The following is a 26,230-nucleotide window of genomic DNA, read 5'->3' as shown; positions in this document are numbered from 1 at the left end:
CCCGGCACCGGGTGAGCGCGTCACCACCAGCCGGTGGCGGGACCGAGTTGTCGGCCGAGCTCGGGCGTCAGCGTCCGGACGTAGGTCGTGGTGAGGTGGTTCTCGTCACGATAGATGAGGATGTTTCCCTCCACCGCCCGGCACAGATCCTGCCGGCAGAACTTGTCGGACAGGTCGAGCAGCGACACGGTGGGCAGGTGCGCGGATGCGGCGACGGCCGGGTCGATCGGGTCCAGCGCCTCCTCGCGCGGCACCCCGCACGTCTCCGCGGTGCCGCCTCCCGCAAGGCAGTCGGCGGCCCGATAGGCGAGATCGCCGCGGAACAGCCACGGGTTGTCGCGGATCGCCACCACCGGGATGCCGTAGTCGGCGAGCGTCTCCCACAGATCGACGTACCAGAACGGAACGAAGTCGCCCGGCCCTTCGCCCTGGTCCTTGGTGCGCGTCGACGTGGTGAACACGTAGTCGGGCGGATCCGCGCGCAGTTCGGCGAGCACGGCGGTCGACCATGTGTCGCACTCGACCGTCGGGGACTCCTCGACGAGCGGGGCGAGGGGATCGGAGAGCGGGCACCCGACCTTGAGATAGGTGTCGAGGCGGAAACCGTGTTCGATGCCGAGCGCGTCGAGCGCAGCGAGCCAGTGCTCCGAGTGCGACCCCCCGACGATCACCATGCGGCGGGTCGCGAGCGGGTCGCCGTAGGTACAGGTCAACGGTGCGCGATTGGTGTGCTGGGCGATGCAGTTGTCGAGCGTCGCGGGAGGCAGGTCGCGATGGGCGACGAGCAGCGGCGGTTGCACCGGTTGCGGCTCGGTGGAGACGGCGGGATCGAACACCGCAGCGCCGGGGTACAGCTCCGTCGGCAGGGCGGCGACGCCCTCGAGGGCCTCCGTCGAACGGTCGACGTGGGTGTGCCAGAGGTTCGCGGCCCCGACGAGGGTGACGGCCAGGACCGTCACGAGACCCACGAGCGCGGTGCGGGACGGCCGAGGGGGTTCGACGCGGCGGATGGGGTCCTCGAACCACCGGGTCGACGCCTCGGCGAGCAGCAGCGACAGGGCGATCACGATGAGCCCGCCCACCAGGCCGACCGACGGGTGCCCGAGCACGATCAGGTAACCGATGAGGATCGGCCAGTGCCACAGGTACAGCGCGTAGGCGATCGCCCCGAGGCGCACCATGGGCGCGGATGCCAGCAGTCGCGCCGACGGCGTGTCGTGCTCGGAGTCGGAGTCGGAGTCGGAGTCGGAGCCGGAGCCGGAGCGGATACCCGCGACGACGAGCGCCATGGCCGCACCGACGGGGACGAGCGCCCACGGCCCGGGGAAGAGGGAGTTGCCGTCGAGGACGAAGCCGCACGCGAGCAGCACCGCGAGTCCGAGCGCACCGAGCACGATCCGCAGCGCGCGCGGAACCCGCAGCCACGGCGACAGGCACATCAGCAGTCCGCCGAGAGTCAGCTCCCAGGCACGGGCGGCGCTGTCGTAGTACATCCACGACTGCGGCCGGTCGGCGAGCACCGCGTACGCCAGCGACGCCGCGGTGAGGGCGGCCAGCAGCACCGTCAGGGGCAGGCGGACAGGCACCGACATCCGCCGCAACAGCCACGCGAAGCCGAACACCACCACGAGCGCCGCGATGTAGAACTGGCCCTGCACGGCGATCGACCACAGGTGCTGGAGCGGGCTGACCATCGGATCCGCGGCCAGATAGTCGCTCGCCGTGCGGGCGAGATACCAGTTCTGGAAGAACAGCAGCGACGCCCCGGTCTGGTCGGCCACCTCGAGCCACTGCGTGAACGGCCGCAGCACCACCGTGGCGGCCGCGACAGCGGTGAGCACAACGACGAGCGGAGGCAGCAGACGCCGGCCGATCCGCCGCAGGACGGGACGCGGATCGAGCGGGGCCGAGGAGTCGGCGGTCCTCAGGAGCGTGCCCACGAAGAAGAAGCCGGAGAGCGCCAGGAAGACGTCGACACCACCGGAGACGCGACCGAACCAGACGTGGAAGATCACCACGAGCGCGATCGCGAGACCGCGCAATCCGTCGATGTCGGCACGACGCGCGGGGCGCCTGCCTGCTGTCCGCGCGCCACTCTCGAGTTCCGGTCCCGAGGTGTGGACGGACATGTGACGGATACCCCCGGTGTCTTACGTGTTCGGCTGTGCTGCGAACCGGGCGACGAACGCACCGGCCGATTGCCGTGAGCGTCGTTCACGGCAACTCGGGCAGACTACGCGGCTGCGGGCGGCGACCTCCAACCGCCTACAGTTTGGGCGTGGGCAACTCTCCTCTCCCGGTCGAGCGGATCCGCACCCTCGACGCTCGGCACCTCTGGCACCCCTACGGCGCGTTTCCGGCGACCACCGAATCGTTGGTGGTCGACCGTGCCCACGGTACCCGGATCGTCCTCGCCGACGGTCGTGAGCTGGTCGACGGCATGAGTTCGTGGTGGGCCGCGGTGCACGGATACGGGCATCCCGTGCTCGACGCGGCCGTCCGCGATCAGCTCGACCGGATGAGCCACGTGATGTTCGGCGGCCTCACCCACGAACCCGCCGCGCGGCTCGCGGAACTGCTCGTCGACATCACCCCCGCCGGTCTCGACACCGTCTTCCTCGCCGACTCGGGCTCGGTGTCGGTGGAGGTGGCCGTGAAGATGGCGGTGCAGTACCAGCGTGCCGTCGGCAGGCCGGGACGGCGTCGCCTGCTCACCTGGCGCGGCGGCTACCACGGCGACACCTTCGCCCCGATGAGCGTGTGCGATCCGGAGGGCGGCATGCACGCACTGTGGACCGACATGCTCGCGCGGCAGGTCTTCGCCCCCGCCCCACCGGCCCGTTTCGATCCCGACTACGTCGCGCACTTCGAGGCGATCCTGCTCGAGCACGTCGACGAGCTCGCCGCGATCGTGGTCGAGCCGGTCGTCCAGGGCGCCGGCGGCATGCGCTTCCACGACCCGCGGTATCTGCGCGAGCTGCGCAGGATGTGCGACGAGCACGGACTGGTACTGATCTTCGACGAGATCGCGACCGGTTTCGGGCGCACAGGCGAACTCTTCGCCGCCGACCACGCGCAAGTGAGCCCGGACGTGATGTGCGTGGGTAAGGCACTCACCGGCGGATACATGACCCTCGCGGCGACATTGTGCACGCGGGCCGTCGCCGAAGCGATCAGCGCGGGGGAGGGTGGCGGTGTGATGCACGGCCCGACCTTCATGGGCAACCCGCTCGCGTGCGCCGTCGCCGTCGCGGCGGTCGAACTGCTGCTCTCCCGCGACTGGCGGGCCGAGGTGGCGGCGGTGAACGCGGGACTGACGGAGGGACTCGCGCCGGCACGCGAGTTGCCGGGGGTCGCGGACGTCCGCGTCCTCGGAGGCATCGGCGTGATCGAACTCACCGATCCGGTGGACATGCGCGCGACGACCGACGCCGCCGTGGCGGCCGGGGTGTGGCTGCGGCCGTTCCGCAATCTCGTCTACACGATGCCGCCCTACATCTGCTCAGCCGACGATCTCGCGGCGATCACCTCGGGGATGATCGCCGCCGTCGGCGCGAATGCTCGGTGACCGAAGGGGTCAGCGGACGGCGGTGAGGAACCCCGCGATCGCGCCGGTCCACGAGATGGACGGTGAAGCGGTCCGCCAGGGCGGATGCCATACGCGACCATTCGTCCCCGGTCGCGATGCTGCTGTGCACGACGACGAGACCCGGACCCTGCCCGAGCTTGCGGAATCCGATCGTCGTTCCGTCCCGGGATTTGATGTGGACGACCACCTCCCATGCCGTTCGTCGGGGTCTGCCGAACCGTCCGAGCCTACGACCCGAGCCGACCGACGTGACGACTTGAACGGTGTTCAAGTATGGTCACCGCTCATGACCGCACATCCCGCCCTGGCGTGGCTCGACGACACCGCAGCGGCGCGACGCGCAGCGGGCCTGCACCGCGACCCCGTCGTCCGAACCCCCGGCACGACCGTCGTCGACCTCGCCTCCAACGACTATCTCGGCCTGACCCGCCATCCCGAGGTCCTCGCGGGAGCGACCGCTGCCCTGCGGCGATGGGGAGCCGGCGCCACCGGATCGCGGCTGGTCACCGGCACCACCGCCGAACACGAACTCCTCGAACGCGAACTCGCCGACTTCGTCGGGGCCGACAGCGGCCTGGTGTTCTCGAGCGGATACGCCGCGAACCTCGGTGCCGTCGCCGCCCTCGGTGGCAAGGACGCACTGATCGTCTCCGACGCCGGTGGTCACGCCTCGCTCGTCGATGCGTGCCGGCTGTCCCGCTCGAGGATCGTCGTCACCCCGCACAACGACGTCGACGCGGTCGCGCACGCCCTCGCGACCCGCACCGAGGCCCGCGCGCTCGTCCTGACCGACTCGGTGTTCAGCACCGACGGCGACCTCGCGCCGCTGCGGGAACTGCATCGCGTCTGCCGAGCGCACGGCGCGTTGCTCCTCGTCGACGAGGCCCACGGGGTAGGAGTCCGCGGCGCGGGGGGCCGCGGACTCGTCCACGAAGTGGGCCTCGCCGGCGAGCCCGATGTGGTCGTCACCGCGACGCTGTCGAAATCCCTTGCCTCCCAGGGCGGAGCCGTCCTCGCCGACGGGCGTGTGCGGGAACATCTCGTGGACACCGCGCGCACCTTCATCTTCGACACCGGACTCGCCCCGGCCGCCGTCGGTGCCGCCCGGGGTGCGCTGAAGGTGCTGCGCGCCGAACCCGCACGTGCCGCTGCCGTGCTCGAGCAGGCCGGGTGCTTGGCTCGTCTCACGGGCGTCGAGGCGCCGCCGTCCGCCGTGGTGTCGGTGATCCTCGGCGACCCGCGCGTCGCCGCCGACGCCGCGGCGCGGTGCCGCGACCGCGGCGTGCACGTCGGCTGCTTCCGGCCGCCCTCGGTTCCGGCCGGTACCTCGCGGCTGCGCCTGACGGCACGCGCGAACCTCACCGACGACGAACGCGCCCTCGTCGACGAGGTGCTCACCGACGTCCTCGCGGGAGCCCGGGCGTGAGCATCCTCGTCGTCACCGGCACGTCGACCGATGTGGGCAAGACCGTCGCGACCGCGGCACTCGCCGCGAACGCCGTGGCCGCGGGACTGCGGGTCGCGGTGTGCAAACCCGCCCAGACGGGCGTGACGGACGACGGGCCGGGCGACCTGCAGGAGATCCGGCGACTGGCCGGGGACCGTGTCCGGCTCGTCGAACTCGCGCGGTATCCCGATCCGCTCGCACCGGATACCGCCGCGCGGCGCAGCGGACGCCCGATGCTCACCCTCGAGGAGATCGTCGACACCGTCCGGATTCTCGACACCGAGTACGACCTCACCCTGGTCGAGGGGGCGGGAGGTCTGCTCGTCCGGCTCGGCGCGGGCGGTTTCACCCTCGCCGACGTCGCGGCCGCGCTCGGAGCGCCGGCGGTGATCGTCGCCGCCGCGGGACTGGGCACGCTCAACCACACCGCGCTCACCGTGGCCGCGCTCCGCTCGGCGGGGATCGAATGTCCGGGGGTCATCGTCGGATCCTGGCCTGCTGCACCGGATCTGGCGGAGCAGTGCAATCTCGACGACCTCCCCGACGTCACCGGCGTCCCCATCGTGGGCAGGATCCCGGCCGGCAGCGGCGCTCTCGACGCCCGCGTCTTCGCCACCCGTGCCTCTCGGTGGTCGGATCTGCCGCTCCCGACGAAACGGCGTGCGGGCGGATCTTCCGCTGTACTGTGATGGATGCCACATTGCAACTGGCCTGTTCCCATCGTGTCGGCCGGCGCGACATGCCGATACCCGCTACGGAAGGGACATGTCGACCGCTCGGCCCGGAGGTACGGATGTCCATCAGCGAATTGCAGGAACTTCAGCGCACCGCCGCCCACCTGCGCCAATGCCTCGGATCCCTACGATCGCGCTACGGGGACGCAGCCCCGGTGAAGAGGCTGTCGAACGACGTCGAACGTCTCGACATCGACATACGCGACTTCGCCGAACATCCTCCGCGCGAGGTCGTCAACGGCCTCGGTCAACGCATCCCGATTCCCGATACGCCGTACGACGACTCGTTGTTCCGCGGAACGGATACGGACGACGAAGGTCTCGGCGGGCTGCACGGCTCGCGGTGAGCACCTCCGAGGCGACGCCGGCGGCGCGCGGTGAGCCGGCCACCGGCGTCCGATCCGAGGGCCGCGCACGGATCACCGCGCGGACGCTGCGGACCGACCGCTGGTGGCAGACACCCGCACTCACCGTCCTCGGTCTCGGTGTGTTCGTGGTGTACGCGACGATCCGTTCGTTCGTGCGCAGCGCCTACTACGTCGAGGACTACCACTACCTCACGCCGTTCTATTCGCCGTGCGTGAGCGCGTCCTGCGTGGACGGCGCCCGCCATTTCGGCACGTGGGTCGGCGAACTCCCGATGTGGATCCCGCTCGCCTTCCTGTCGTTGCCGTTCCTCCTCGGCTTCCGGCTGACCTGCTACTACTACCGCAAGGCCTACTACCGATCGTTCTGGTTGTCGCCGCCCGCGTGTGCGGTCGCCGAACCGCACCGGCACTACACCGGGGAGACGCGGTTCCCGCTGATCCTGCAGAACTCGCACCGCTACTTCTTCTACGCCGGCTTCGTGGTGTCGCTGATCAACACCTACGACGTCGTCCTGTCCTTCCGCGGTCCGAGCGGGTTCGGCATCGGACTCGGCAACCTGATCCTGCTGATCAACGTCGTGCTGCTCTGGGGCTACACGTTGTCATGCCACTCTTGCCGGCACGTCACCGGAGGCAGGCTGCGGCACTTCTCGAAACACCCCGTGCGCTACCGGATCTGGACGTTCGTCTCGAAACTCAACACCAGGCACATGCAGTTCGCGTGGATCACGCTGGGAACCCTGATCCTCACGGACTTCTACATCATGCTCGTGGCGAGCGACACCATCGCCGATCTGCGGTTCATCGGCTGACGCGCACGGCACGACACCGGCCGCACCGGAGGAGGGGGAACACGGATGGTGGATGTCGAACGGCACAAGGTCGACGTCGTCGTGATCGGAGCAGGCGGCGCCGGGCTACGCGCGGTGATCGAGGCGCGGCAACGCGGCTTCTCCGTCGCCGTGGTGTGCAAGTCGCTGTTCGGCAAGGCCCACACCGTGATGGCCGAGGGCGGATGTGCCGCCGCGATGGGCAATGCCAACCCCCGCGACTCCTGGCAGGTGCACTTCCAGGACACGATGCGCGGCGGCAAGTTCCTCAACAACTGGCGGATGGCCGAACTGCACGCCCGCGAGGCCCCCGACCGCGTGTGGGAGCTGGAGACCTACGGAGCGCTGTTCGACCGCACCCCCGACGGACGGATCAGCCAGCGCAACTTCGGCGGCCACACCTATCCGCGACTCGCCCACGTCGGCGACCGCACCGGACTCGAACTCATCCGCACGATGCAGCAGAAGATCGTGTCGCTGCAGCAGGAGGACCACGCCGAGCACGGCGACTACGAGGCCCGGGTGCGGGTCTTCGCCGAATGCACCATCACCGAACTGCTGAAGGACGACGAGGGACGCATCGCCGGTGCGTTCGGATACTGGCGCGAGACCGGGCGTTTCGTGTTGTTCGAGGCGCCCGCGGTCGTCATCGCCACCGGTGGTATCGGCAAGTCGTGGAAGGTCACGTCGAACTCGTGGGAGTACACGGGCGACGGTCACGCCCTCGCCCTGCGTGCCGGCGCCACCCTGATCAACATGGAGTTCGTCCAGTTCCACCCGACAGGGATGATCTGGCCGCCGAGCGTGAAGGGCATCCTCGTCACCGAGGGTGTGCGAGGCGACGGCGGAGTGCTGAAGAACTCCGAGGGGGAGCGGTTCATGTTCTCCTATATCCCGCCGGTGTTCAAAGGCCAGTACGCGGAGACAGAGGAGGAGGCCGACCGCTGGTACGAGGACCAGGAGAACAATCGCCGCACGCCCGACCTGCTCCCGCGCGACGAGGTCGCCCGCGCCATCAACTCCGAGGTCAAGGACGGCCGGGGGACTCCGCACGGCGGAGTCTTCCTCGACATCGCCTCGCGGATGCCGGCCGACGAGATCATGCGCCGCCTGCCGTCGATGCATCACCAGTTCAAGGAACTCGCCGACGTCGACATCACCGCCGAGGCCATGGAGGTCGGCCCGACCTGCCACTACGTGATGGGCGGCATCGAGGTCGACCCCGACACCGCCGCTGCGGCAGTCCCGGGGCTGTTCGCCGCCGGGGAATGTTCCGGTGGCATGCACGGATCGAACCGGCTGGGCGGGAATTCGCTGTCCGATCTGCTGGTCTTCGGTCGCCGGGCAGGTCTCGGCGCCGCAGACTACGTGCAGAGCCTCACCTCGCGGCCGATCGTCGGCGACGCCGACATCGACGCCGCCGCCCGTGCGGCGCTCTCGCCCTTCGATCCGGCCGACACCGATCGCGCCGAGAACCCGTACACCCTGCACACCGACCTGCAGCAGGTCATGCAGGATCTCGTGGGCATCATCCGGCGCGCGGACGAGATCGAACGTGCCCTGCGCGAACTCGACACCCTGCGCACACGGATCCGCAACGTCGCGGTGGAGGGCCACCGCCAGTTCAACCCGGGCTGGCATCTCGCCCTGGACCTGCGGAACATGCTCCTCGTGTGCGAGTGCGTCGCGCGGGCCGCGTTGCAGCGCACCGAGAGCCGCGGGGGACATACCCGCGACGACCACCCGTCGATGGACTCCGAATGGCGTCGCACTCTGCTCGCCTGTCGCCTGGACGGCGGCGACCCGTTCGTCCCCGACGTGACGGTCACCGCCGAACGGCAGCAACCGATGCGTCCCGACCTGCTGGAGCTGTTCGACATCGACGAACTCGGGAAGTACTACACCGACGAGGAACTCGCGGATCATCCCGGACGGAGGGGTTGAGATGGGATACCAGGCGGCGTTCAGGATCTGGCGGGGCGACGCCGACGGCGGGGAACTGCGGGACTACACCGTCGAGGTCAACGAAGGGGAGGTCGTCCTCGACATCCTGCACCGTCTGCAGGCCACCCAGGCACCGGATCTCGCCGTGCGCTGGAACTGCAAGGCGGGCAAGTGCGGATCGTGTTCGGCGGAAGTCGACGGTCGCCCGCGCCTGACGTGCATGACCCGCATGTCGCTGTTCGATCCCGACGCGACGATCACCGTGACCCCGATGCGCACCTTCCCGATCATCCGAGATCTCGTCACCGATGTCTCGTTCAACTACCGCAAGGCACGCGAGATACCGGCTTTCGCGCCGCCTCCTGATCTGGCGCCGGGGGAGTACCGGATGCAGCAGGTCGACGTGCAGCGCTCCCAGGAGTTCCGCAAGTGCATCGAATGCTATCTGTGCCAGAACGTCTGCCATGTGGTGCGCGACCACGAGGAGAACAAGGAGGTCTTCGCCGGTCCTCGCTATCTCATGCGCATCGCGGAACTCGAGATGCACCCGCTCGACGTCGCCGACCGGCGCGACGTCGCGCAGGACGAGCACGGCCTGGGTATGTGCAACATCACCAAGTGCTGCACCGAGGTGTGCCCGGAGAACATTCACATCACCGACAACGCGCTGATCCCGATGAAGGAACGCGTCGCCGGCCGCCGCTACGACCCGATCGTGTGGCTCGGCAACAAGCTGTTCCGGCGCTGAGCAGGGAGCAGGGACCGGGGGCCGGACGCAGGGACCGGCTCAGTTCACGCGTTCGGCGACCATCGGAACCAGTTCGTCGAGCGCGAACGGCACCGACAGCACCGAGTTCGTCGAGAACGCCGCGGAGATGTCGGAATCGCTGTCGAGCACGAGGAACCGGCCGTCGCGCACCGCCGGGATCTGCTGGAAGACCGGATTGTCGGTCACCTCGGCGGCCGGCACGTAGATCGGCAGCACGATCAGCAGGTCGGAGTCGAGCATGCCCAGGTTCTCGTCGGAGACGGTGATGAAGAAATCGTCCGTCGCCGCGGCCTGCACCTGCGGATTGTTCACGAAGCCGAGCTCGGTCATGAAGTCGACGCGCGAGTCGCCGACGACGTAGGCGCCCCACCCCTCCGACGTGTAGGAGGCGACGGTGACGGTCTTGCCCGCGAACTCGGGATTGTCGGCGGCGGCCTGCGCGAAATCCGCGTCGATCTGCGACAGCAGTTCGGCACCCTTGTCCGGGACACCGAGCGCCGCTGCCACGGTGGCCACCTGGTCGTCGAGCGACGTGAGGTAGGCGTCGCTGCCTTCCGGGCCGCCGACGGTCGGGGCGATCCCCGACAGCGTCTCGTAGCGGGCCGGCTCACCGGAACTCTTGGTATCGAGGATCAGATCGGGCTCCTGCGCCGCGAGCATCTCGAAGGACGGCTCGATCGTGCCGATGAGCTCCGGCGGCGAGTCGTACAGCCCCTGCGCCCACGGCCCCACGCCGTCGCCGCCGAAGGCGAGCCAGTCACTCGCCGCCACCGGCTGAACGCCGAGTGCCAGTGCAGTTTCGGCGTCGCCCCAGCCCAGAGCCGCGACGCGTTCGGGGGCGGACTCGATGGTGACCTCCCCGAACTTCGTGTCGACCGTGACGGGGAAGGCGCCGTCGGCCGGTGCCGAACCGGAGTCGGACTCCGTGTCGGACGATCCGCACGCGGTCAGCGCGATCGCGGTGGCCGTGAACAGAGCGGCGGAACGGAGCAACGCAGCGGATCGGCGTGTCATGAGGGGCCTCGAGTCTGTCGAACAACAAGTGAGGCGATCCTAACCCGGCGGGGTGACCGAAGGTGAAAACCCGCCGGAAACCGCGCAGGACAGCCCCTCGAGCGCGCACTATGTGTCAGTGACCCCACCTGACGACGGTCGGCCGGCACGGGCGAAACCGGTGCTGGCCTCCTTGATCCTCGTCGCCGCCGTGGCGAACCTGAACCTCGCCGTCGCGAACGTGGCACTGCCCGAGATCGGGAAGGCGTTCGACGCGAGCCAGACCCAGCTCAACCTCGTCGCAGTCGGCTATTCCGTCGGTCTCGCCGCGTCCGTGCTCTACCTCGGTGCCGTCGGCGACCGTTACGGACGCAAGACGATGCTGCTGCTCGGCATGGCGTTGTCGGTTCCCGCCTCGGCGGTCGCCGGGTTCGCGCCGAGCACCGAGGTGCTGTTCGCGGCGCGGGTGCTCGGCGGTCTCTCCGCCGGTCTGGCGTTCCCCACCACCTTGGCCCTGATCACTGCACTGTGGTCGGGCGCAGCCCGCACGCGCGCGATCGCGTTGTGGTCGTCGATCGGTGGTGGCCTGACCGCACTCGGCCCGCTCGTCGCCGGCACCCTGCTCGAACAGTTCTTCTGGGGTTCGGTTTTCCTGGTGACGATTCCGCTCGCGCTGATCGCTTTCGCCCTGACCTGGATGTTCGTGCCCAGCCACGTCAACGAGTCGACCGATCCGGTCGATCATCTCGGCGGTGTGGTCTCGATCGTGTTGGTCGGCTCGCTCGTCCTCGGCATCAACTTCGTGCCCGTCGACGGGATGGAGACCATCGCGGTGTCCGCTCTCGTGATCGCTCTCGTCGCGGTGATCCTCTTCGTCATGCGCCAGCTGCGAGCGGCGAACCCCCTGTTCGACCTGCGGGTCGCCCGGCGTCGCGTGTTCTGGGTCGCGGCCGTCGCGGGCATCATCGTGTTCGGCACCCTGATGGGCACGATGTACATCAGTCAGCAGTACCTGCAGAACGTGCTCGGCTACTCGACTCTCGCAGCTGGATCGGCGGCGCTGCCCGCCGCTTTCGTGATGGTGCTGGTGGCGCCGCAGTCGGCGAAACTCGTCGGGTCGCGCGGCTCCCGTTTCACGCTGCTGTCCGGTTACGTGGCGATCGTGGCCGGACTCGTCGTCGCACTGATGCTCTGGGACGAGGACGCGCATTACTGGGTGATCGCCCTCGGATACATGTGTCTCGGAGCCGGTGTCGGTCTCGCCGGTACCCCGGCCTCGCATTCGCTCACCGGCTCGGTGCCGGTCGCCCGTGCCGGGATGGCCTCCGGCACGGCCGATCTGCAACGCGATCTCGGTGGCGCGATCGTCCAGTCGATCCTCGGCGCCCTGCTCACCGCCGGATACTCGGCCTCCCTCGCCGCGACGATCGCGGCGAGTCCTCAGGCCACGGCCGTCGACGAGCAGACCGAGACCGCGCTGGAGAAGTCGTTCGCGGGTGCCGTCGGGATCGCCGAGCACTATCCGCAGTACGCGCAGCAGATCATCGAGGCCGCGCGGTCGGCCTTCCTCGACGGCGACACCCGCGCCTACACGGCCGCGATCGCGATCGTGCTGGTCGGAGCGGCGCTGGTGGCCCTTGCGTTCCCCTCACGCTCGGCCGAGATCGCGCTGCTCGAACGGTACGCCGAGGAGGACGGTGACGCGGCGGTCGACTCGTCGGAAAAACCGGCCCACTGAACCCGGATCCTCACGCAGTTCGGGTCGGTCAGGCGGTCAGAACGACTGCGACCAGCGTCCGACGTCACCCCGCTCGAGCGCGACGGCGAGCAGTTCCGGGAAACGGTCGGGCGTGCACGCGAAGGCAGGAACTCCGAGTTCGGCGAGTGCCGCCGCGTTGTCGCGGTCGAAGGACGGCGCCCCGTCGTCGGACAGAGCCAGCAACACCACGACCTGCACACCCGCGGCGAGCATCTCCCGGATGCGCGAGAGCATCTCGGCGCGGATGCCGCCCTCGTACAGATCCGAGATGAGCACGAACAGCGAATCGGCCGGGCGCGTGATCAGCGACCTGCTGTAGGCGATCGCCCGATTGATGTCGGTGCCGCCGCCGAGCTGGGTGCCGAACAGCACGTCCACCGGGTCGGCGAGCTTATCGGTCAGGTCCACCACCGCGGTGTCGAAGACGACCAACGAGGTGCGCAGTGCCCGCATCGACGCCAGGACCGCCGCGAACACCGACGCGTACACCACGCTCGACGCCATCGACCCGGACTGGTCCACCGCGAGCACCACGTCGCGTTTCACCGCCTGGGAGCGGCGCCCGTAGCCCACCAGCTTCTCGGGCACCACCGTGCGATGCTCCGGCAGGTAGTGGGCCAGGTTCGCGCGGATCGTGCGATCCCAGTCGATGTCGCGGAGTTTCGGGTTCGACGTCCGCGACGACCGGTCGAGCGCACCCGTGACGGCGGCACGGGTGTGCTGCGCGATGCGAGCCTCGATCTCGCGCACGACCTTCTCGACGACCGTCCGTGCCGTCGCCTTGGTGGTCTCCGGCATCACGCGGTTCAGGCTCAGCAACGTGCCCACGAGATGCACGTCCGGTTCGACGGCTTCGAGCATCTCGGGTTCGAGGAGCAGCCGGGTCAACCCGAGCCGATCCACCGCGTCGCGCTGCATCACCTGGACGACGGATGTCGGGAAGTAGGTGCGGATGTCGCCGAGCCAGCGCGCCACCCGGGGCGCGGACGCGCCGAGACCTGCGGTGCGCGGTGCGGTGCCGTCGCCGGGCGCGGTGTCGTACAGCGCGGCGAGCGCGGCGTCCATGGCGCTGTCGTCGGCCGAGGACAGGGAGCCCGTCGAGTCCTCGGCGGCCTCGCCGAGTGCGAGCCGCCAGCGGCGCAAACGTTCGGTGTCTCCGGATTCGGTTGTCATGCCGACACTCCCAGGATCGACGCGGTGGCGGTCAGGGCGATCCGGCCGCGATCCACGGCGGGCGGTGCCTCCGTGCGGCGGGTGCGTTCGCCCCGCACCGTCTGCCCGAGCAGGCGTCGCTCACCGAAGGCGAACGACCCGAAGGTGCGCCGGAGGACGGGCAGGACGTCGACGAAATCGTCGTCGGTGAGACCGCTGATCCACTCGTCGACGAGATCGAACAGTGCGCTGTCGTGGACGAGCAGGAGTCCGCCCCCGCCGAGGAACCCGTCGATCCAGCGCGCCTTCGCGGGTGCCGATGACCCCACCGACAACGCTCGCGCGACCCGCACGGACGCCTCGTACTCGCCGAGTCGGCCGGTGTCGCGCAGCATCCGGGTGGTGCGGCCGACGAGCAGACCGTCGATGTCGTCACGCTCGCTCACCGACGTCAGTGTGTCGAGCCATCGGACGGTCGCGGTCGGGTCCTCACGCAGCGCGAGAGCGAGATGCACGTCGTCGATCGCGGTGCGCAGTGCATCGGCGGCGTCGTGGTCGAGACCGGTGACCGCCGCCGGGAGACCGGCGCACACACGCGCGAGCAGGGCGTCGCAGACATGTTCCAGGGAGGACAGATCGGTGCCCCGCACATCGCCGTAACGGACGGTGCGCACGAGGGTCGGCAGGGCGCTCATCAGGTGCAGCACATCGTGATCGAGTGCAGCCGCCGCGTCGATCGCCGTCACCAGCGACGGGATCGTGGTCCGCAGGTCGGCGAGCAACGCCCGTTCGAGCAGTTCGGTGAGGTCGGCGAGCGCGATCCCGGAACGAGTGGCACGGTCGGCCACTGTGGCGCCCGCTGCGGATTCCACCGTCGTGCCCCACCGCGACGCCTCGACGATCGCCACCGACAACTCCGGTTCCCACCGCAGCGTCCAGGTCTCGCGGAAGGTGCCGGTCGAGCGCACCTCGCTCTCCGCCGGTCTACCCCAGTCGATACCGAGCAGCGCCAGGCGGTGCAGCAGTCGCGACCGGGCGACGTCGATCTCCCGGCGCAGGTCCAGATCGAGATGCCTGGCTTCGGCGGACCGCTTGAGACGCAACGACTTCGCATTCCGCTGCAGGTCGGTGTCGAGCGGGACGGTGGGGGTGTCCTCGGAGACGGAACCGAGTGCCTCACCGACGACGAGCCGGCGGGAGACGAGACCGAGCAGGACGTCGTCGCCGTCGCACAGCACCGACCGCGTCGCCTCGACGACCTCGTCGAGTCCGGCCACCGCGCGACCGCGCAACGCCGCGAGCGTGTCGGCGAGACGTGTCGCCTCGATGATGTGGGCGCTCGAGACGGGTAGATCCTCCTCGCGCAGGACACGGGCCACGCGGGTGAACCAGCGCGCGGTCGTGTCCGCGGGCTGGGTGAACAGGTGGTGGTACCAGCCGGGTGAGGTGATGCCGGCGCCGTAGCCCGACGACAGCGACAACCGGGAGTGGCTCCACGGCACCCACGTGAGGGTGGTCTTGACCTTGGGCATGCCCTTGAGCAGGCGCGCGTCGGGCGCTGCCGGTCCGAGCCGGCCGGTCAGTGCGGGTGCGTGCATCGCTCCGCACACCACGGCGATCGCGCGGGCCCCGGCCTTGACCGTCGCGCGCAGCACCTGCCGCATGTGCGCCTCGCGTCGCGCGGTGTGGTCGTCGATCCCGACGTCCTCGCGCAGCGCGCGCATCGCGTCCGTGATCTCGTCGAAGGCCTGTGCGGTGCCGTGCTCTACCACCGCGTCCCACCACTGCTCGAAGTCGGAGTATCCGCCGGCGCGGGCGAGTATGCCGAGCAGGTTGTCGGTCGCGCGGTCGCCGACCTCGCGCTCCGCGCCGAGCGACATCGACGCTGGAAGGTCGCAGAACCGCACGTCGGCATCGTGCAGGTACGCCCAGCGCAGGGCCTGCCATTCGGGGGAGAAGGCCGCGAACGGCCAGAACGCCGCCCGCGCCGGTTCGTCGCGTGCGTAGGCCAGCAATGCCACCGGCGGCACCATGTCGTCGGCCACGGTGAGCGGGAGCACCGGATCGGCGTCCGACGGACCCTCGATGAGGACGGTGTCGGGTTCGAACTCCGCGAGTGCCTGCAGGACCGCACGCGCCGAACCCGGCCCGTGGTGCCGGATCCCGAAGACCCGGATCTCCGCGGGCGCATCCGCGCGGTCGAAGAGAGCGTCGGTCACCCGGTGATCTCCCGGCACGCCCGGTAGAAGTCGGTCCAGTCGCCGCGTTCTCGGACGACGGCCTCGAGATATTCGTTCCAGACCACCCGATCGGAGACAGGGTCCTTGACCACCGACCCCAGGATTCCGGCCGCAACGTCGGAGGGCCGAAGCACCCCGTCACCGAAGTGCGCCGACAACGCCAGGCCGCCCGTGACCACCGAGATCGCCTCGGCGGTGGACAGCGTGCCCGACGGGGACTTCAGCTTGGTCCGGCCGTCGGTGGTGACGCCGCTGCGCAACTCCCGGAACACCGTGACGACGCGGCGGATCTCCTCCGCGGCCGCAGGCACGGTGGGAAGTTCGAGTGCGGTGCCGAGCTGTTCGACGCGGCGGGTGACGATCGAGACCTCGTCCTCCTCGCTCGCCGGCAACGGCAACACGACGGTGTTGAACCGTCGACGCAGCGCGGACGACAGGTCGTTGACCCCGCGGTCGCGGTCGTTGGCGGTGGCGATGACGTTGAACCCCTTCGTCGCCTGCACCTCGATGCCGAGTTCGGGGACGGGAAGCGTCTTCTCCGACAGGACGGTGATCAGCGCATCCTGCACGTCGGCGGGGATGCGGGTGAGTTCCTCGATCCGTGCCACGGCGCCGTCGCGCATCGCGGTCATGACCGGGGAGGCGACCAGCGCGTCGGCGCTCGGCCCTTCGGCGAGCAACCGCGCGTAGTTCCAGCCGTACCGCACCGACTCCTCGGTCGTACCCGCCGTTCCCTGCACGAGCCGGGTCGACGAACCGCTGATCGCGGCGGCGAGATGCTCCGACACCCAGGTCTTCGCGGTACCCGGCACACCGAGCAGCAACAGTGCCCGGTCGGTCGCCAGGGTCGCCACGGCAACCTCGATCAACCGGCGCGGACCGACGTACTTCGGGGTGATCACGGTGCCGTCGGGCAGTTCGCCGCCGAGCAGATAGGTCACCACCGCCCACGGGGACAGTTGCCACGACGGCGGGCGCAGCCGGTCGTCGAGTCGCGCGAGCGCCGCGAGTTCGTGCGCGTACTGCTGCTCGGCGTGTGGGCGCAGCAGGTCGGTGCCGGACCCGGCGGTCTCGGACGTGCCCGTCTCGGGCATCGCGGCCTCGTCGGTGCCGACAACTGCAGGGGTCGACTCGAAGTCGGTCAACTCAGCTCCTCGTGGATCGTCTTGCGGAGGGTCAGGGTGTCGGCTGCGCTCGCGAACAGGTGCAGGCGACCGAGATCGTCGGTGCGGTTCGCGGCGTCGGCCAGCAGATCGGCCAGCTCGAACGGTGCCCGGTGGGCGAGCAGCGTCAGGACGTCGCGCACCAGACGGGTGGTCGTCAGCTTCGTGTACAGCGCGGTGAGCACCTTCTCGGCGACATCGCGCGGCCACGGCGCCGGGAGCGCGGCGAGCAACGCGTCGTCGAGAACCGCGGGCGGCGACGCCTCGCGCAGGTGCGTGAGCAGGATGTCGCGAGGTACGACCCGGGCGACCGATGTGTCGCCGGTGCCGTCGCGTCGCAGCAACGCCGCGGCCCATCCGCTGTCGCGTTGCCGGACCGCCGCGCGGCCCCACGCGTCCGTCAGTGCCGTGCGGAGGGCGTCGTCGACGTCGAACTCCGGCAGCACCCCGTCTCCGATGTGCTCGCGCCACACCGACAGCGGAGCGGCCGCGACTGCCGCCACCAGCAGATCGCGGGCCGGACCGTCGGAGAGACCGTCGCGGAGTGCGCTCTCGTCCGGCCGTTCGGGGACGGCGAGGGTGACGGTCGAGCCGTCGACGAGCAGCCATTGCCGCACTCGTTCGGCCATGCGTCGCGCGAACGCGGAGTCGGGGAGGCGGGGAAGAAGGTCGAGCGCGACGGCGCGAACCTTGCGGCTACGGTCGTCGAGGGCGCGCTCGAGCAGGTCTTCGTCGTGCGGGCCGAGACCGACCGCGAGCAGGGCGACGAGCTCGGCCCGCTGGGCGGCGGTCTGCGCACCCCATGACGCCGCGAGCGTGGCTGTCGCCGCGGCCGGATCGTGTGCGCGGAGCACCTCGAACCATCGGCGTCGCCGGGCGGGCGGACCGACGTGCCAGGGCGTGTCGTCGAGCGGGTCGGGTGGCAGCAGATCGGCCCATTCCGGGTGGCGCGCGGCCACCCAGCGCCCGCGGGCGCCGGTGAGAGCGATCAGCCGGTCGCGGTGCACCGCGTCGGTGGTCGCGACGATCAACAGGTCGACCACGATGTCGTGCGACGCGCGGAGCCGGGCCGCCACCTCGAACCATTCGTCGAGTAGCGGGGAGCGGACGGCGAGCAGCGCGCGCAGGCGTTCGGCAGCCGCGCCGGGCAGGACGGGACGGTCGTCGTCCGGGGCCGGCGACGGCAGCTCGCGGATCACCGGCACGGTCGCGGCGGTGAGGAAGGTCGCCTCCAGGGCGGCAGCGGCGAGCAGTGTCGCGGCGGGGTCTCCGGCGAGTTCGCCCGCGGCACCGGCCGTGTGCAGCGCGCCGAACTCCGGGGCGGAGCGTGCCGTTCCGAGAAGTGCTGCGGCCGTCAGCGATTCGGGCAAGGCGGTCACCAGGTCATCACCTGTCCTCCGGTGAACAGTGAGACGGGAGTGAGAGCGGTTCCGTCCCAGTCGCCGCAGACCGTCACGGGACGGCCTCCCGCGACGGCGTGCAGCCGCCAGCGGCTGTCGTCGTCACCGGCCAGCGGCAGTGCCCGTCCGGACGGGTCGACGACGTACCAGCCGTCCTCGCTGTCGGTGGGAGTGACCGCGTCGAGCAGGACGGGCCAGGTGCGCAACCACGGATCTGCTCCGCGCATGCGGGCGTATTCGTCCAGCGCGGCGTCGAGTCCGGTGGCGGGCAGGGTCGTGAACGGCTCCGTCTCCCCGTGCTGCCGGCCGAGTACGGCTCGCAGTGGGGCCGCGCCGGGGTAGAAGTGCAGATCGGCGTCGACCAGCGAACCGGGGAAGGGGAGGGGCGTGGCGAAACGCGCTGTGCCATGAGCGAAGTCGAGCAGGATCGCCCAGCGTCCGCTCGACCTCCCCCGAAGCCACGTCTTGCGGGCGAACATCCGGCTCTCCTCGGTGACGCGCACGGCGAGGACCTGCCAGCGGTCGCGCACAGCCGGTTCGGCGCGGACCTCCTCGCTGCGGGTGCCGAAACCGAGATGGGTCTGCAGCGCACGCAGGAGCGGCCTCGGCAGCTCGTCGCGCTGCCGGTACGCCACGGCCATGAGGTGCAGGCGCGCATACTCTTCGAGCAGCCTGGCGGGCCAATCGGTTTCGTCGTTCACGACGGCGGCCAGAGCGCGCAGTGCCGACGCCGCGCCGGGAGCCTGGGCATCCACCATGCGGGCAGCGATCGCCTCGTAGATGTCGTAGCCGTGATCCACCGCCCCGAGGCCGTGCCGGATGCGGTCGGTGAGCCAGCGGTCGAGGTCGTCGAGTCCTGCCGCGACCCGCTCGGCGCGACGCCGGGCGGTCGCAGGGTCGGGCGCCTTGACCGGCTCGTCCGCCGGTGCGGGAAGTGTGGTGGACGCGATGCGGGCGGCGAGCCATCCGGTCACGAAGTCGGGCGCCTGCGCGGCCGGCACGGCACCCTCGGACCAGCGCACGAGCAGTGACAGGGCGTGCTTGCAGGGCAGCTTCCGGCTCGGGCACGTGCACGCGTAGGCGGGAGCGCTCGGGTCGATCGCCGTACGGTACGGCGTGGTGCCGCGTCCGCGGCACAGTCCCCACAGGGCGGTGGTGTCGTGACCGGTCTCGAGCCATGCGGAGGCGACGCCGCGCGCAGCCGTCATCGAGGACGGATCGGGCGCGACGGCGTTGATCTGCTGGAGGGTCCAGGGGGCGGTCACGAGCGTCGAAGGTAGGAGACGGGTCCGACAGGAACGGCGGGATCAGGATGTCGCACGGGTCTCCAGACGTGCGCGGATGCCGTCGACGAACAACCGCAGACCGAATTCGAACCGGACGGCGGGGTCGCCGTCGAGCAGGTCGTCGTCGGCCTCGGCCGGCTGTTCGGTCGCGACATCGGGGGAGAGAGGTGCGCGCGTGAGCGCACCGAGTTGCTCGAGTTGCGCGCGGGACTGCTCGTCGACGGTGTGGCCGAGCACGTAGTGCAGCAGCGCGTAGCCGGTCAGTTCGGCGTACGCCCGGGACAGACCCGCACGTTCGGCGGTGGCCACGAAGGCGTCGCGGGCCCGGGAAGTGGTCAGCCGGGAGGCGTAGCTCGAGGCGACGAGTTCGGCGCCGTCGCGATGGGCGAGCAGCGCGGCGCGGAAACGGTGCGCCAGCTCGGAGAGGGCGTCGTCCCAGGCATCGCTCGCGGGCGGCTCGTCGACACCATCGAGGATGCGGTCCGCCATGGCGCCGAGCAGGGTCTGCTTGTTCGGGAAGTGCCAGTACAACGCGCCGGGCTGGACGCCGAGCGACGACGCGAGCTTGCGCATCGTCAGGTCGCCGAGCCCGTACTCGTCGAGGATCGCCATGGCGCCGTCGAGGACGTCGCCGCGTCGCAACTGCACTGCTCTTCTGCTCCCGCTTCTCCTGCTGCCCGCGGCGGTACCGCGCCACCGGGGATCCGAACCGAAGGATTCGTGCCTTTGACACTATCGGACGCTTCGCCCTAACCTGAACGCTGTTCAATTGAACGATGTTCAAGTTCTCGCCACCCCAGGAGACGGCAGTGACCCAGGCGCCCGCCCGCACCGACATCCTCGACATCGCTCGCGACCAGGTGCTCCGTCGCGGCATCGGTTTCGACCGCGACCAGACCCTCGAGGTCCTGCAGCTGCCGGACGATCGCATCGACGACCTGCTGGCGGTCGCCCACGACGTGCGCATGGCGTGGTGCGGACCGGAGGTGGAGGTCGAGGGGATCATCAGCCTCAAGACCGGTGGCTGCCCAGAGGACTGCCACTTCTGCTCGCAGTCCGGCCTGTTCGCCTCCCCGGTGCGGGCCGCCCGGCTCGACATCCCGTCGCTCGTCGAGGCCGCGAAGCAGACCGCCAAGACCGGGGCGACCGAGTTCTGCATCGTCGCGGCCGTACGCGGACCCGACGAACGCCTCCTCGCGCAGGTCGCGGCCGGTATCGAGGCGATCCGCAACGAGGTCGACATCCAGATCGCGTGCTCGCTCGGCATGCTCACCCAGGAACAGGTCGACCGACTCGTCGCGATGGGTGTGCACCGCTACAACCACAACCTCGAGACCGCCCGCTCGCACTTCCCGAATGTCGTCACCACCCACACCTGGGAGGAGCGCTTCGAGACGCTGCGCATGGTCCGCGAGGCGGGTATGGAGGTGTGCTGCGGAGGCATCCTCGGAATGGGTGAAACCGTCGAGCAGCGAGCCGAATTCGCAGCCGACCTCGCGGCGCTCGAACCCGACGAGGTACCGCTGAACTTCCTCAATCCGCGCCCCGGCACCCCTTTCGGCGATCTCGAGGTGCTGCCCGCCACCGAGGCGCTCAAGGCGGTGGCGGCCTTCCGATTGGCGTTGCCGCGCACCATCCTCCGGTTCGCCGGTGGCCGCGAGATCACGCTCGGCGACCTCGGCGCGCAGAAGGGGATCCTCGGCGGGATCAACGCCGTCATCGTCGGCAACTACCTCACCACGCTCGGCCGACCGGCAGAGACCGACCTCGATCTGCTCGGCGAACTCAAGATGCCGATCAAGGCCCTCGGCGAGACGATCTGATGTTCGATCCGTTCACCGGCGAAGCGATCGTCGACGGGACGATCCGAACCCGTTCCACAGCAGTGCAACTCGGGCTCGAACCGCCGCGCTTCTGCGCGCAGTGCGGTCGCCGGATGATCGTCCAGATCGCGCCGGACGGGTGGTGGGCACGGTGCTCGCGCCACGGGACCGTCGACTCGGTGATGAGCGAACAACGCTGACCTACCGTGGCGCGTCTCGGATCGTGCCGGGCCGACTGTGCGACCGATTCGCGAAAGTTACGGCGACCGAACGATGTAACTTCGTGTGCATGCTGAATACTCGACTGCTGCCGTTACGCAACGACCGAGCACAGCTGCGGGCGATGATCGGCGACGACGCGGCCGCCTACGCCGCCGGGACGGCAGATCCACTCGTGCGCCGGTACGCGCACCTGCCCGAACCGGCGTATACGGAAGCGTCCGTCGCAGCGTTGATAGACGGCGAGATTCGGCACGGGCTGGAGCGCGGAGATCTGGCCGTACTGACGATCGCCGATCCGGAGACCGATCGCTTTGCCGGCAGCCTGGTGTTGTTCGACATCGCCGACGAGGAGGCAGAAGTCGGATTCTGGTTGCATCCGCACGGTCGTGGGAAAGGGCTCGCTGCCGATGCACTCGAACTTGCGGCCGAGCTCGCGCGGCGCAGCGGTTTACTTCGCCTGACCGCGCGCACCCTCCCCGAGAACGAAGCATCACAGCGCGTCCTCGAGCGGTGTGGTTACATCCGCGGTGACCGAACCCGGACCGTCACTCCGTCGGGGGCGGAAGCCCTCGCCGTGCACTACTCACGGGATCTCGGATGATGCGTGTTGTCGCTGTCTCCCGGGCGGGGCGAGCACGCGGGCCTCTGCGAGGCTCGGAACGCTACGGGAGCTCACGTTCTTCGGCAGGATAGGTCACGATCCCGTCGGAACCCACCGACGGCGTCGCGCCCCACTGCCCCAGTTCGTGCTGTCGCGGCTTCGCGTTGTTGACGAGATGCACGACGGTCCATCCCCGTGCGGCGAGGGTGTTCGCGATCAACAGTCGGTGACAGCGCCACGGCATCGGCTCGCCGCACATGATCGCGACGTGCCGATGCTCGGCCAGTTCGGTAAGGCGCTCCAATCCGGCCTCGAAGTCGTCGGTGAGGGTGTAATCGGCGTAGTTCTTGAAACTCGCGTTCTTCCAGCCCGCGTTGACGGCCGGATCGATGCCCTTCTGCTTCGGCCGCCTGCCACCGAGTTCGGTGAGGTGCAGATAGCCGATCCCGGCGCTGTCGAGCCAGGAGGGCATCTCGTCGGCGTCGAACTGCGGGCTGCGGCGCGAACCGGGCATCTTCCGCACGTCGACGACGAGTTCGATGTCGGCCGAGGTCAGCGTGTCGAGCAGGACGGACTGCGAACACGTCCAGTGGCCGATGGTCCACAGGACGCGGGTGTCGGCACTCATGCCTCCATCGTGCCATCACGCGTGCGCCAGCCGGCGGCGCAGTTCCCCGGCGCCGTCGCCCTCCAATCGGGACAACCCCGCGCGACGGCCCGAGAGCAGCAGCAGGATCGCGGAGATCGGTCCCCGCACCTCGGGTCCGGAACCGGAGGACCACTCGGCATCGGTTGCGGTGAGACGGAATCCGTCGAGCGGGAGGTCGGCGAAGACACGGGCCTTCCCGGTGCCGCGGGTGGACCACAACCGAGTGGCGCCCGCTGTTGCGGCGTCCGGCGGCATCGGCAGGTCGCGATGCAGGGGTATCGCGATGTCCTGGCCGTGGACGAGCAGATCGACCATCGTCTCGAGCGGGGTGATGCCCACATTGTGCCGGCGGGAGCCGATCATTCCCCGGAGATCGGCGATCAACTCGGCCGTCGGCTGTCGGGCGCGGTGCCGGGAGGACTCACGGATGATCGTGTTCACGCCACCGGGATGACGCAGCGCCATCCGAACGAGGTCGACCACGGTGAGCTGCTGTAGCGTGAGGTGGGCCGCGACGTCGCGCACGGTCCAGCCCTCGCACAGCGACGGCCGGCTCCACTCGTCGTCGGTCAGTTGCTCCAGCAGATCGGCGGTGCGTACGCGCTGCTCGTCGATCGCGTTCCAGATGTCGTCGACGTTCATGGGATCACCCGACCTGTGCTCCGCCCGACACACGATCCACCCATTCTAGATCGCGGATCGTGCCCCACCCGAGGATTCCGGTGCCGGTACGGCGTCCTCCGCGGCACGGCTCACCGACTCCCACTCGAGCCAGGTGGCAATCTTCTCCCGGGTGGCGGCCACGGCCGCATCCAGGACGGCGCTGCCCAGGACGATGCGTCGCGGCGGTCGGTCGGCATCGACGACCTCGAGCAGTGCCCGCGCGGCCAGGGCGGGGTGGCTGTCGATGCTCGTGGACGCGCTCTGCTTTTCGATCTCGGCTCGCAGCGAGTCGTAGTCCGATCGCGGAGCGCTCACCGTCATGGTGGTATAGAGGTCGGTCCAGTAGCCGCCCGGCTCGACGATCGTGACGTCGATGCCGAAATGCGCGGCCTCGAGAGCCAGGGCTTCACTGAGTCCTTCGAGGGCGAACTTGCTCGCGCTGTACAGCCCTGTGCCGGGCCCGCTCAGTACGCCCCCGATGCTCGAGATCTGCACGAGATGCCCGCGCCCTCGGCTCCGGAAGGCCGCCATGGCGGCCTGGCTGACCCACATCGCTCCGAAGAAGTTCGTCTCGAACTGTGCACGCGCCTGCTCCTCGGTGAACTCCTCGACGAATCCGTAGGCCATGGTGCCCGCGTTGTCGACGACGATGTCGAGGCCTCCGAAATGCTCGCGGGCGGTGTCGAAAGCGGCGAACACCGCCGTGCGGTCGGTGACGTCGGCCGGGAGTCGGAGGAGACGTTCCGGATCCCGGGGGAGATCGGCCGATTCGATCGATCGGGAGACGGCCACGACGTTGTCGCCTCTCGACAGCGCCGCACGGGCGAACTCCCTGCCCAGGCCGCGGCTCGCGCCGGTGATCAACCAGGTGCGGGGACGGACGCCGGGGGTGGTGGGGGACGCGGTCGTCGGTTGGGCCTTCAATGCATATCTCCTGAGTGAGACGAGACGGTCCGTCTCGTTCATTCGAGGATGACCCTCCGGAGGGCGCCTGTCAAGACGCAACGTCTCGTCTCGATGAGATATCGTCGTCCCATGCCCCCACGCCCCGAAACCGGACACTCCCGGCGGAACCCCGCCTCGCGGAAAGCGATCCTCGATGCCGCTTTCGGCCTGGTCGCCGAGGTCGGCTACTCGAAACTCGGTATCGAGGCGATCGCCGCCCGGGCCGGCGTGGGAAAGCAGACGATCTATCGCTGGTGGCCGTCGAAGGGAGCCGTGCTCCTCGACGCGTATCTGGCACACACGCAGGGCGATGCCGGAGACGAGGCCGCGCTGCCCGACACCGGCGACCTCCGCGCGGACCTCGTCGCGGTGCTGCAGGCCACCGTGGCGGAGCTGCGTGATCCGACGTTCGCCGTCCCCCTGCGAGCGTTGACCGTGGCGGTACTCGAAGACCCCGAACTCGCAGCGGAATACGAACACCGCCTCGACGCGCCGATGCGGGAGATGAAGAAGGCCAGGCTCCGGGCCGCGCAGAGTGCGGGGCAACTGCCGGACGACCTCGATCTCGATGTCGCCGTGGACATGTTGTTCGCGCCTGTCGCTCAGAAGTGGTCGACCGCCGGCGAGCCCCCGTCGGACGGCTATGTCCGCACTCTGGTCGAGACCGTTCTCTCCGGCCTGACGCGTCCGTCCGAGGGCGACCGGTCCGCCGATCTGTAACGTACGACTCCTCTTGTCCGACACACACGTCGGAATCACATGACGATCAGGGGAGGGGCAGCATGGGTTCGGTCGATGTTCTGGAATGGATCCGCGAAGGTTATCTGGCGGGCGACCCGCTGCGCTCGGCGCTGTTCGTCGGGTCGGCCTTCCTGACGATGCCGCTGCAGTTGCTCGAGGTCATCATGGGACGGCCTTTCTGATCTCCTCCGGGAGGTTCACACCGGCGGTCGCAGGGCGGCGAATTCGTCCGTCACGCGCAGCCTGGAATCGGTGAAGCGGTAGAGCGCCGGGGGGCGACCTCCCGCTTTGCCGGACGGTGCGGTGTTGCCGGTGCGGGTGAGCACGTTCCGGCGCGCCAGCACCCGTTGGAGATTGGTGGCATCCACCTCGTAACCCAATGCAGCGCAATAGATGTCGCGCAGCGTGGACATCGAGAACTCCGCCGGTGCGAGGCCGAATGCGATGTTCGTGTACGACAGCTTCGCGGCAAGGCGCGCATGGGCGTTCGCCACCATCACCCCGTGGTCGAAGGACATCGCGGGAAGGTCCGAGACCGGATGCCAGGCCGTATCGGACGGCAGCTGGGGATCCGAGGTGAGGGGGATCAGACCGAGATAGGTCGACGCGATCGTGCGCGGTCCCGGCACCCGATCCGGGTCGGAGAAGACCGACAGCTGTTCGAGGTGCGCGACCTTGCGGACGTCGACCTTCTCCGCCAGTTGCCGCCTCGCCGACGTCGTGAGGTCCTCGTCGTTGCGTAGTTGGCCGCCGGGGAGCGACCACGTGCCGGCCTGCGGATCGAGGGCCCGCTGCCACAGCAGCACCCCGAGTTCGGGCTCCTCGCGGAGGGCTCCCGAGGCGTCCGGGAAGCGGCGAACCTGGAACACGGCGATGAGCACTTCGTGGCGGGTGTTACCATGTGTCATGTTT

Annotated in this window: 25 protein-coding genes; 13 read left to right on the top strand and 12 right to left on the bottom strand. The window is 69.5% G+C overall.

The genetic code is table 11. The features are described from left to right. Nucleotides 1–20: 20 nt before the first annotated feature. Nucleotides 21–2,129 (bottom strand): acyltransferase family protein, encoded by a 2,109-nt coding sequence (locus A5767_RS11905; RefSeq protein ID WP_064852381.1) that lies wholly within the window; start codon nucleotides 2,127–2,129, stop codon nucleotides 21–23. A 149-nt stretch (nucleotides 2,130–2,278) separates the two neighbouring features. Here A5767_RS11905 and A5767_RS11900 point away from each other — a divergent pair, with 149 nt between their 5' ends. The 7 genes from A5767_RS11900 to A5767_RS11865 all read left to right on the top strand — a co-directional run bounded on the left by A5767_RS11900 (nucleotide 2,279) and on the right by A5767_RS11865 (nucleotide 9,660). After that, complete coding sequence (locus tag A5767_RS11900) at nucleotides 2,279–3,568, top strand: adenosylmethionine--8-amino-7-oxononanoate transaminase (RefSeq protein WP_064852380.1); 1,290 nt, start codon at nucleotides 2,279–2,281, stop codon at nucleotides 3,566–3,568. A 307-nt stretch (nucleotides 3,569–3,875) separates the two neighbouring features. Continuing rightward, entirely contained in the window at nucleotides 3,876–5,015 is a 1,140-nt protein-coding gene (locus A5767_RS11890; RefSeq protein WP_006554106.1) for an 8-amino-7-oxononanoate synthase, read from the top strand. After that, complete coding sequence (gene bioD / locus A5767_RS11885; protein WP_006554105.1) at nucleotides 5,012–5,725, top strand: dethiobiotin synthase; 714 nt, start codon at nucleotides 5,012–5,014, stop codon at nucleotides 5,723–5,725. Before A5767_RS11890 ends, bioD begins: the two co-directional genes overlap by 4 nt. 104 nt (nucleotides 5,726–5,829) lie before the next feature. Next, nucleotides 5,830–6,117, top strand: coding sequence for a hypothetical protein (locus tag A5767_RS11880; protein WP_006554104.1), 288 nt, complete (start codon nucleotides 5,830–5,832; stop codon nucleotides 6,115–6,117). Beyond that, nucleotides 6,114–6,950 (top strand): hypothetical protein, encoded by an 837-nt coding sequence (locus tag A5767_RS11875; RefSeq protein ID WP_006554103.1) that lies wholly within the window; start codon nucleotides 6,114–6,116, stop codon nucleotides 6,948–6,950. The genes A5767_RS11880 and A5767_RS11875 overlap by 4 nt, the downstream gene beginning before the upstream one ends. Before the next feature lie 45 nt (nucleotides 6,951–6,995). Further along, nucleotides 6,996–8,912: a fumarate reductase/succinate dehydrogenase flavoprotein subunit gene (locus A5767_RS11870; RefSeq protein WP_064255542.1), complete on the top strand. Its 1,917-nt coding sequence runs from the start codon at nucleotides 6,996–6,998 to the stop codon at nucleotides 8,910–8,912. A gap of 1 nt (nucleotide 8,913) precedes the next feature. Beyond that, nucleotides 8,914–9,660, top strand: a complete 747-nt coding sequence (locus A5767_RS11865; RefSeq protein ID WP_006554101.1) for a succinate dehydrogenase/fumarate reductase iron-sulfur subunit — start codon at nucleotides 8,914–8,916, stop codon at nucleotides 9,658–9,660. Nucleotides 9,661–9,699: 39 nt separating this feature from the next. On the opposite strand, the gene A5767_RS11860 is transcribed toward A5767_RS11865, so the two are convergent. Then, complete coding sequence (locus tag A5767_RS11860) at nucleotides 9,700–10,695, bottom strand: iron-siderophore ABC transporter substrate-binding protein (RefSeq protein ID WP_064852379.1); 996 nt, start codon at nucleotides 10,693–10,695, stop codon at nucleotides 9,700–9,702. A 112-nt stretch (nucleotides 10,696–10,807) separates the two neighbouring features. Between A5767_RS11860 and A5767_RS11855 the strand changes: the two genes are divergently transcribed. Beyond that, nucleotides 10,808–12,412, top strand: coding sequence for an MFS transporter (locus tag A5767_RS11855; protein WP_231913177.1), 1,605 nt, complete (start codon nucleotides 10,808–10,810; stop codon nucleotides 12,410–12,412). A 36-nt stretch (nucleotides 12,413–12,448) separates the two neighbouring features. Here the strand turns inward: A5767_RS11855 and A5767_RS11850 are convergent, their stop codons facing one another. The 6 genes from A5767_RS11850 to A5767_RS11825 are packed head-to-tail and all read right to left on the bottom strand — an operon-like array spanning nucleotide 12,449 to nucleotide 20,322. Further along, the gene (locus A5767_RS11850) at nucleotides 12,449–13,606 is read right to left on the bottom strand and encodes a VWA domain-containing protein (RefSeq protein WP_033097627.1); all 1,158 of its coding nucleotides are present in this window, start codon (nucleotides 13,604–13,606) and stop codon (nucleotides 12,449–12,451) included. Continuing rightward, complete coding sequence (locus A5767_RS11845) at nucleotides 13,603–15,804, bottom strand: DUF5682 family protein (RefSeq protein WP_033097628.1); 2,202 nt, start codon at nucleotides 15,802–15,804, stop codon at nucleotides 13,603–13,605. Before A5767_RS11845 ends, A5767_RS11850 begins: the two co-directional genes overlap by 4 nt. Further along, nucleotides 15,801–16,919, bottom strand: a complete 1,119-nt coding sequence (locus A5767_RS11840; protein WP_033097689.1) for an ATP-binding protein — start codon at nucleotides 16,917–16,919, stop codon at nucleotides 15,801–15,803. Before A5767_RS11840 ends, A5767_RS11845 begins: the two co-directional genes overlap by 4 nt. A 47-nt stretch (nucleotides 16,920–16,966) precedes the next feature. Next, entirely contained in the window at nucleotides 16,967–18,367 is a 1,401-nt protein-coding gene (locus A5767_RS11835) for a DUF5691 domain-containing protein (RefSeq protein ID WP_064852377.1), read from the bottom strand. Further along, a complete protein-coding gene (locus A5767_RS11830; protein ID WP_064852376.1) occupies nucleotides 18,364–19,653 on the bottom strand; it encodes an SWIM zinc finger family protein in 1,290 nt (429 codons plus the stop codon). The genes A5767_RS11835 and A5767_RS11830 overlap by 4 nt, the downstream gene beginning before the upstream one ends. A 42-nt stretch (nucleotides 19,654–19,695) precedes the next feature. Next, entirely contained in the window at nucleotides 19,696–20,322 is a 627-nt protein-coding gene (locus A5767_RS11825; protein WP_006554093.1) for a TetR/AcrR family transcriptional regulator C-terminal domain-containing protein, read from the bottom strand. Between the two features lie 161 nt (nucleotides 20,323–20,483). Here A5767_RS11825 and bioB point away from each other — a divergent pair, with 161 nt between their 5' ends. The 3 genes from bioB to A5767_RS11810 all read left to right on the top strand — a co-directional run bounded on the left by bioB (nucleotide 20,484) and on the right by A5767_RS11810 (nucleotide 22,320). Then, complete coding sequence (bioB, locus tag A5767_RS11820) at nucleotides 20,484–21,497, top strand: biotin synthase BioB (RefSeq protein WP_019289721.1); 1,014 nt, start codon at nucleotides 20,484–20,486, stop codon at nucleotides 21,495–21,497. Next, nucleotides 21,497–21,697: a biotin synthase auxiliary protein BsaP gene (gene bsaP, locus A5767_RS11815; RefSeq protein WP_006554091.1), complete on the top strand. Its 201-nt coding sequence runs from the start codon at nucleotides 21,497–21,499 to the stop codon at nucleotides 21,695–21,697. The genes bioB and bsaP overlap by 1 nt, the downstream gene beginning before the upstream one ends. 89 nt (nucleotides 21,698–21,786) lie before the next feature. Beyond that, the gene (locus A5767_RS11810) at nucleotides 21,787–22,320 is read left to right on the top strand and encodes a GNAT family N-acetyltransferase (RefSeq protein ID WP_006554090.1); all 534 of its coding nucleotides are present in this window, start codon (nucleotides 21,787–21,789) and stop codon (nucleotides 22,318–22,320) included. Nucleotides 22,321–22,381: 61 nt separating this feature from the next. On the opposite strand, the gene A5767_RS11805 is transcribed toward A5767_RS11810, so the two are convergent. Genes A5767_RS11805 through A5767_RS11795 form a run of 3 tightly spaced genes read right to left on the bottom strand, consistent with a single transcriptional unit; the run spans nucleotide 22,382 to nucleotide 24,556 of the window. Continuing rightward, nucleotides 22,382–22,948: a DUF488 domain-containing protein gene (locus A5767_RS11805; RefSeq protein ID WP_064852375.1), complete on the bottom strand. Its 567-nt coding sequence runs from the start codon at nucleotides 22,946–22,948 to the stop codon at nucleotides 22,382–22,384. Nucleotides 22,949–22,963: 15 nt separating this feature from the next. Then, nucleotides 22,964–23,611 carry a maleylpyruvate isomerase family mycothiol-dependent enzyme gene (locus A5767_RS11800; protein ID WP_064852374.1) on the bottom strand — a complete coding sequence of 216 codons (648 nt, stop codon included), beginning with the start codon at nucleotides 23,609–23,611 and terminating at the stop codon, nucleotides 22,964–22,966. A 45-nt stretch (nucleotides 23,612–23,656) separates the two neighbouring features. Continuing rightward, nucleotides 23,657–24,556, bottom strand: a complete 900-nt coding sequence (locus A5767_RS11795) for an SDR family NAD(P)-dependent oxidoreductase (RefSeq protein WP_033097691.1) — start codon at nucleotides 24,554–24,556, stop codon at nucleotides 23,657–23,659. Between the two features lie 111 nt (nucleotides 24,557–24,667). Here A5767_RS11795 and A5767_RS11790 point away from each other — a divergent pair, with 111 nt between their 5' ends. Together A5767_RS11790 and A5767_RS23355 are read left to right on the top strand one after the other, a co-directional pair. Beyond that, the gene (locus A5767_RS11790) at nucleotides 24,668–25,297 is read left to right on the top strand and encodes a TetR/AcrR family transcriptional regulator (protein ID WP_039585206.1); all 630 of its coding nucleotides are present in this window, start codon (nucleotides 24,668–24,670) and stop codon (nucleotides 25,295–25,297) included. 62 nt (nucleotides 25,298–25,359) lie between these two features. Then, nucleotides 25,360–25,500, top strand: coding sequence for a hypothetical protein (locus A5767_RS23355; protein WP_006554085.1), 141 nt, complete (start codon nucleotides 25,360–25,362; stop codon nucleotides 25,498–25,500). A gap of 15 nt (nucleotides 25,501–25,515) precedes the next feature. On the opposite strand, the gene A5767_RS11785 is transcribed toward A5767_RS23355, so the two are convergent. Continuing rightward, nucleotides 25,516–26,226, bottom strand: a complete 711-nt coding sequence (locus A5767_RS11785; RefSeq protein ID WP_064852373.1) for an NUDIX hydrolase — start codon at nucleotides 26,224–26,226, stop codon at nucleotides 25,516–25,518. Between the last annotated feature and the right edge of the window lie 4 nt (nucleotides 26,227–26,230).

The organism is Rhodococcus sp. 852002-51564_SCH6189132-a, assembly GCF_001665495.1.
Lineage (GTDB): Bacteria > Actinomycetota > Actinomycetes > Mycobacteriales > Mycobacteriaceae > Rhodococcus > Rhodococcus pyridinivorans.
The sequence above is the reverse complement of the archived record's forward strand: the minus strand, read 5'-3'. Positions and strand labels throughout refer to the sequence as shown.

Excerpts from the sequence above, each read along its gene's own strand:
- A5767_RS11860 (WP_064852379.1), bottom strand. The coding sequence starts at position 10,695 with ATGACACGCCGATCCGCTGCGTTGCTCCGTTCCGCCGCTCTGTTCACG.
- A5767_RS11805 (WP_064852375.1), bottom strand. The coding sequence starts at position 22,948 with ATGAGTGCCGACACCCGCGTCCTGTGGACCATCGGCCACTGGACGTGT.
- A5767_RS11810 (WP_006554090.1), top strand. The coding sequence starts at position 21,787 with ATGCTGAATACTCGACTGCTGCCGTTACGCAACGACCGAGCACAGCTG.
- bsaP (WP_006554091.1), top strand. The coding sequence starts at position 21,497 with ATGTTCGATCCGTTCACCGGCGAAGCGATCGTCGACGGGACGATCCGA.
- A5767_RS11800 (WP_064852374.1), bottom strand. The coding sequence starts at position 23,611 with ATGAACGTCGACGACATCTGGAACGCGATCGACGAGCAGCGCGTACGC.
- A5767_RS11870 (WP_064255542.1), top strand. The coding sequence starts at position 6,996 with ATGGTGGATGTCGAACGGCACAAGGTCGACGTCGTCGTGATCGGAGCA.
- A5767_RS23355 (WP_006554085.1), top strand. The coding sequence starts at position 25,360 with ATGGGTTCGGTCGATGTTCTGGAATGGATCCGCGAAGGTTATCTGGCG.
- A5767_RS11880 (WP_006554104.1), top strand. The coding sequence starts at position 5,830 with ATGTCCATCAGCGAATTGCAGGAACTTCAGCGCACCGCCGCCCACCTG.
- A5767_RS11890 (WP_006554106.1), top strand. The coding sequence starts at position 3,876 with ATGACCGCACATCCCGCCCTGGCGTGGCTCGACGACACCGCAGCGGCG.
- A5767_RS11785 (WP_064852373.1), bottom strand. The coding sequence starts at position 26,226 with ATGACACATGGTAACACCCGCCACGAAGTGCTCATCGCCGTGTTCCAG.
- A5767_RS11790 (WP_039585206.1), top strand. The coding sequence starts at position 24,668 with ATGCCCCCACGCCCCGAAACCGGACACTCCCGGCGGAACCCCGCCTCG.
- A5767_RS11905 (WP_064852381.1), bottom strand. The coding sequence starts at position 2,129 with ATGTCCGTCCACACCTCGGGACCGGAACTCGAGAGTGGCGCGCGGACA.
- A5767_RS11865 (WP_006554101.1), top strand. The coding sequence starts at position 8,914 with ATGGGATACCAGGCGGCGTTCAGGATCTGGCGGGGCGACGCCGACGGC.
- A5767_RS11840 (WP_033097689.1), bottom strand. The coding sequence starts at position 16,919 with ATGCCCGAGACGGGCACGTCCGAGACCGCCGGGTCCGGCACCGACCTG.
- A5767_RS11850 (WP_033097627.1), bottom strand. The coding sequence starts at position 13,606 with ATGACAACCGAATCCGGAGACACCGAACGTTTGCGCCGCTGGCGGCTC.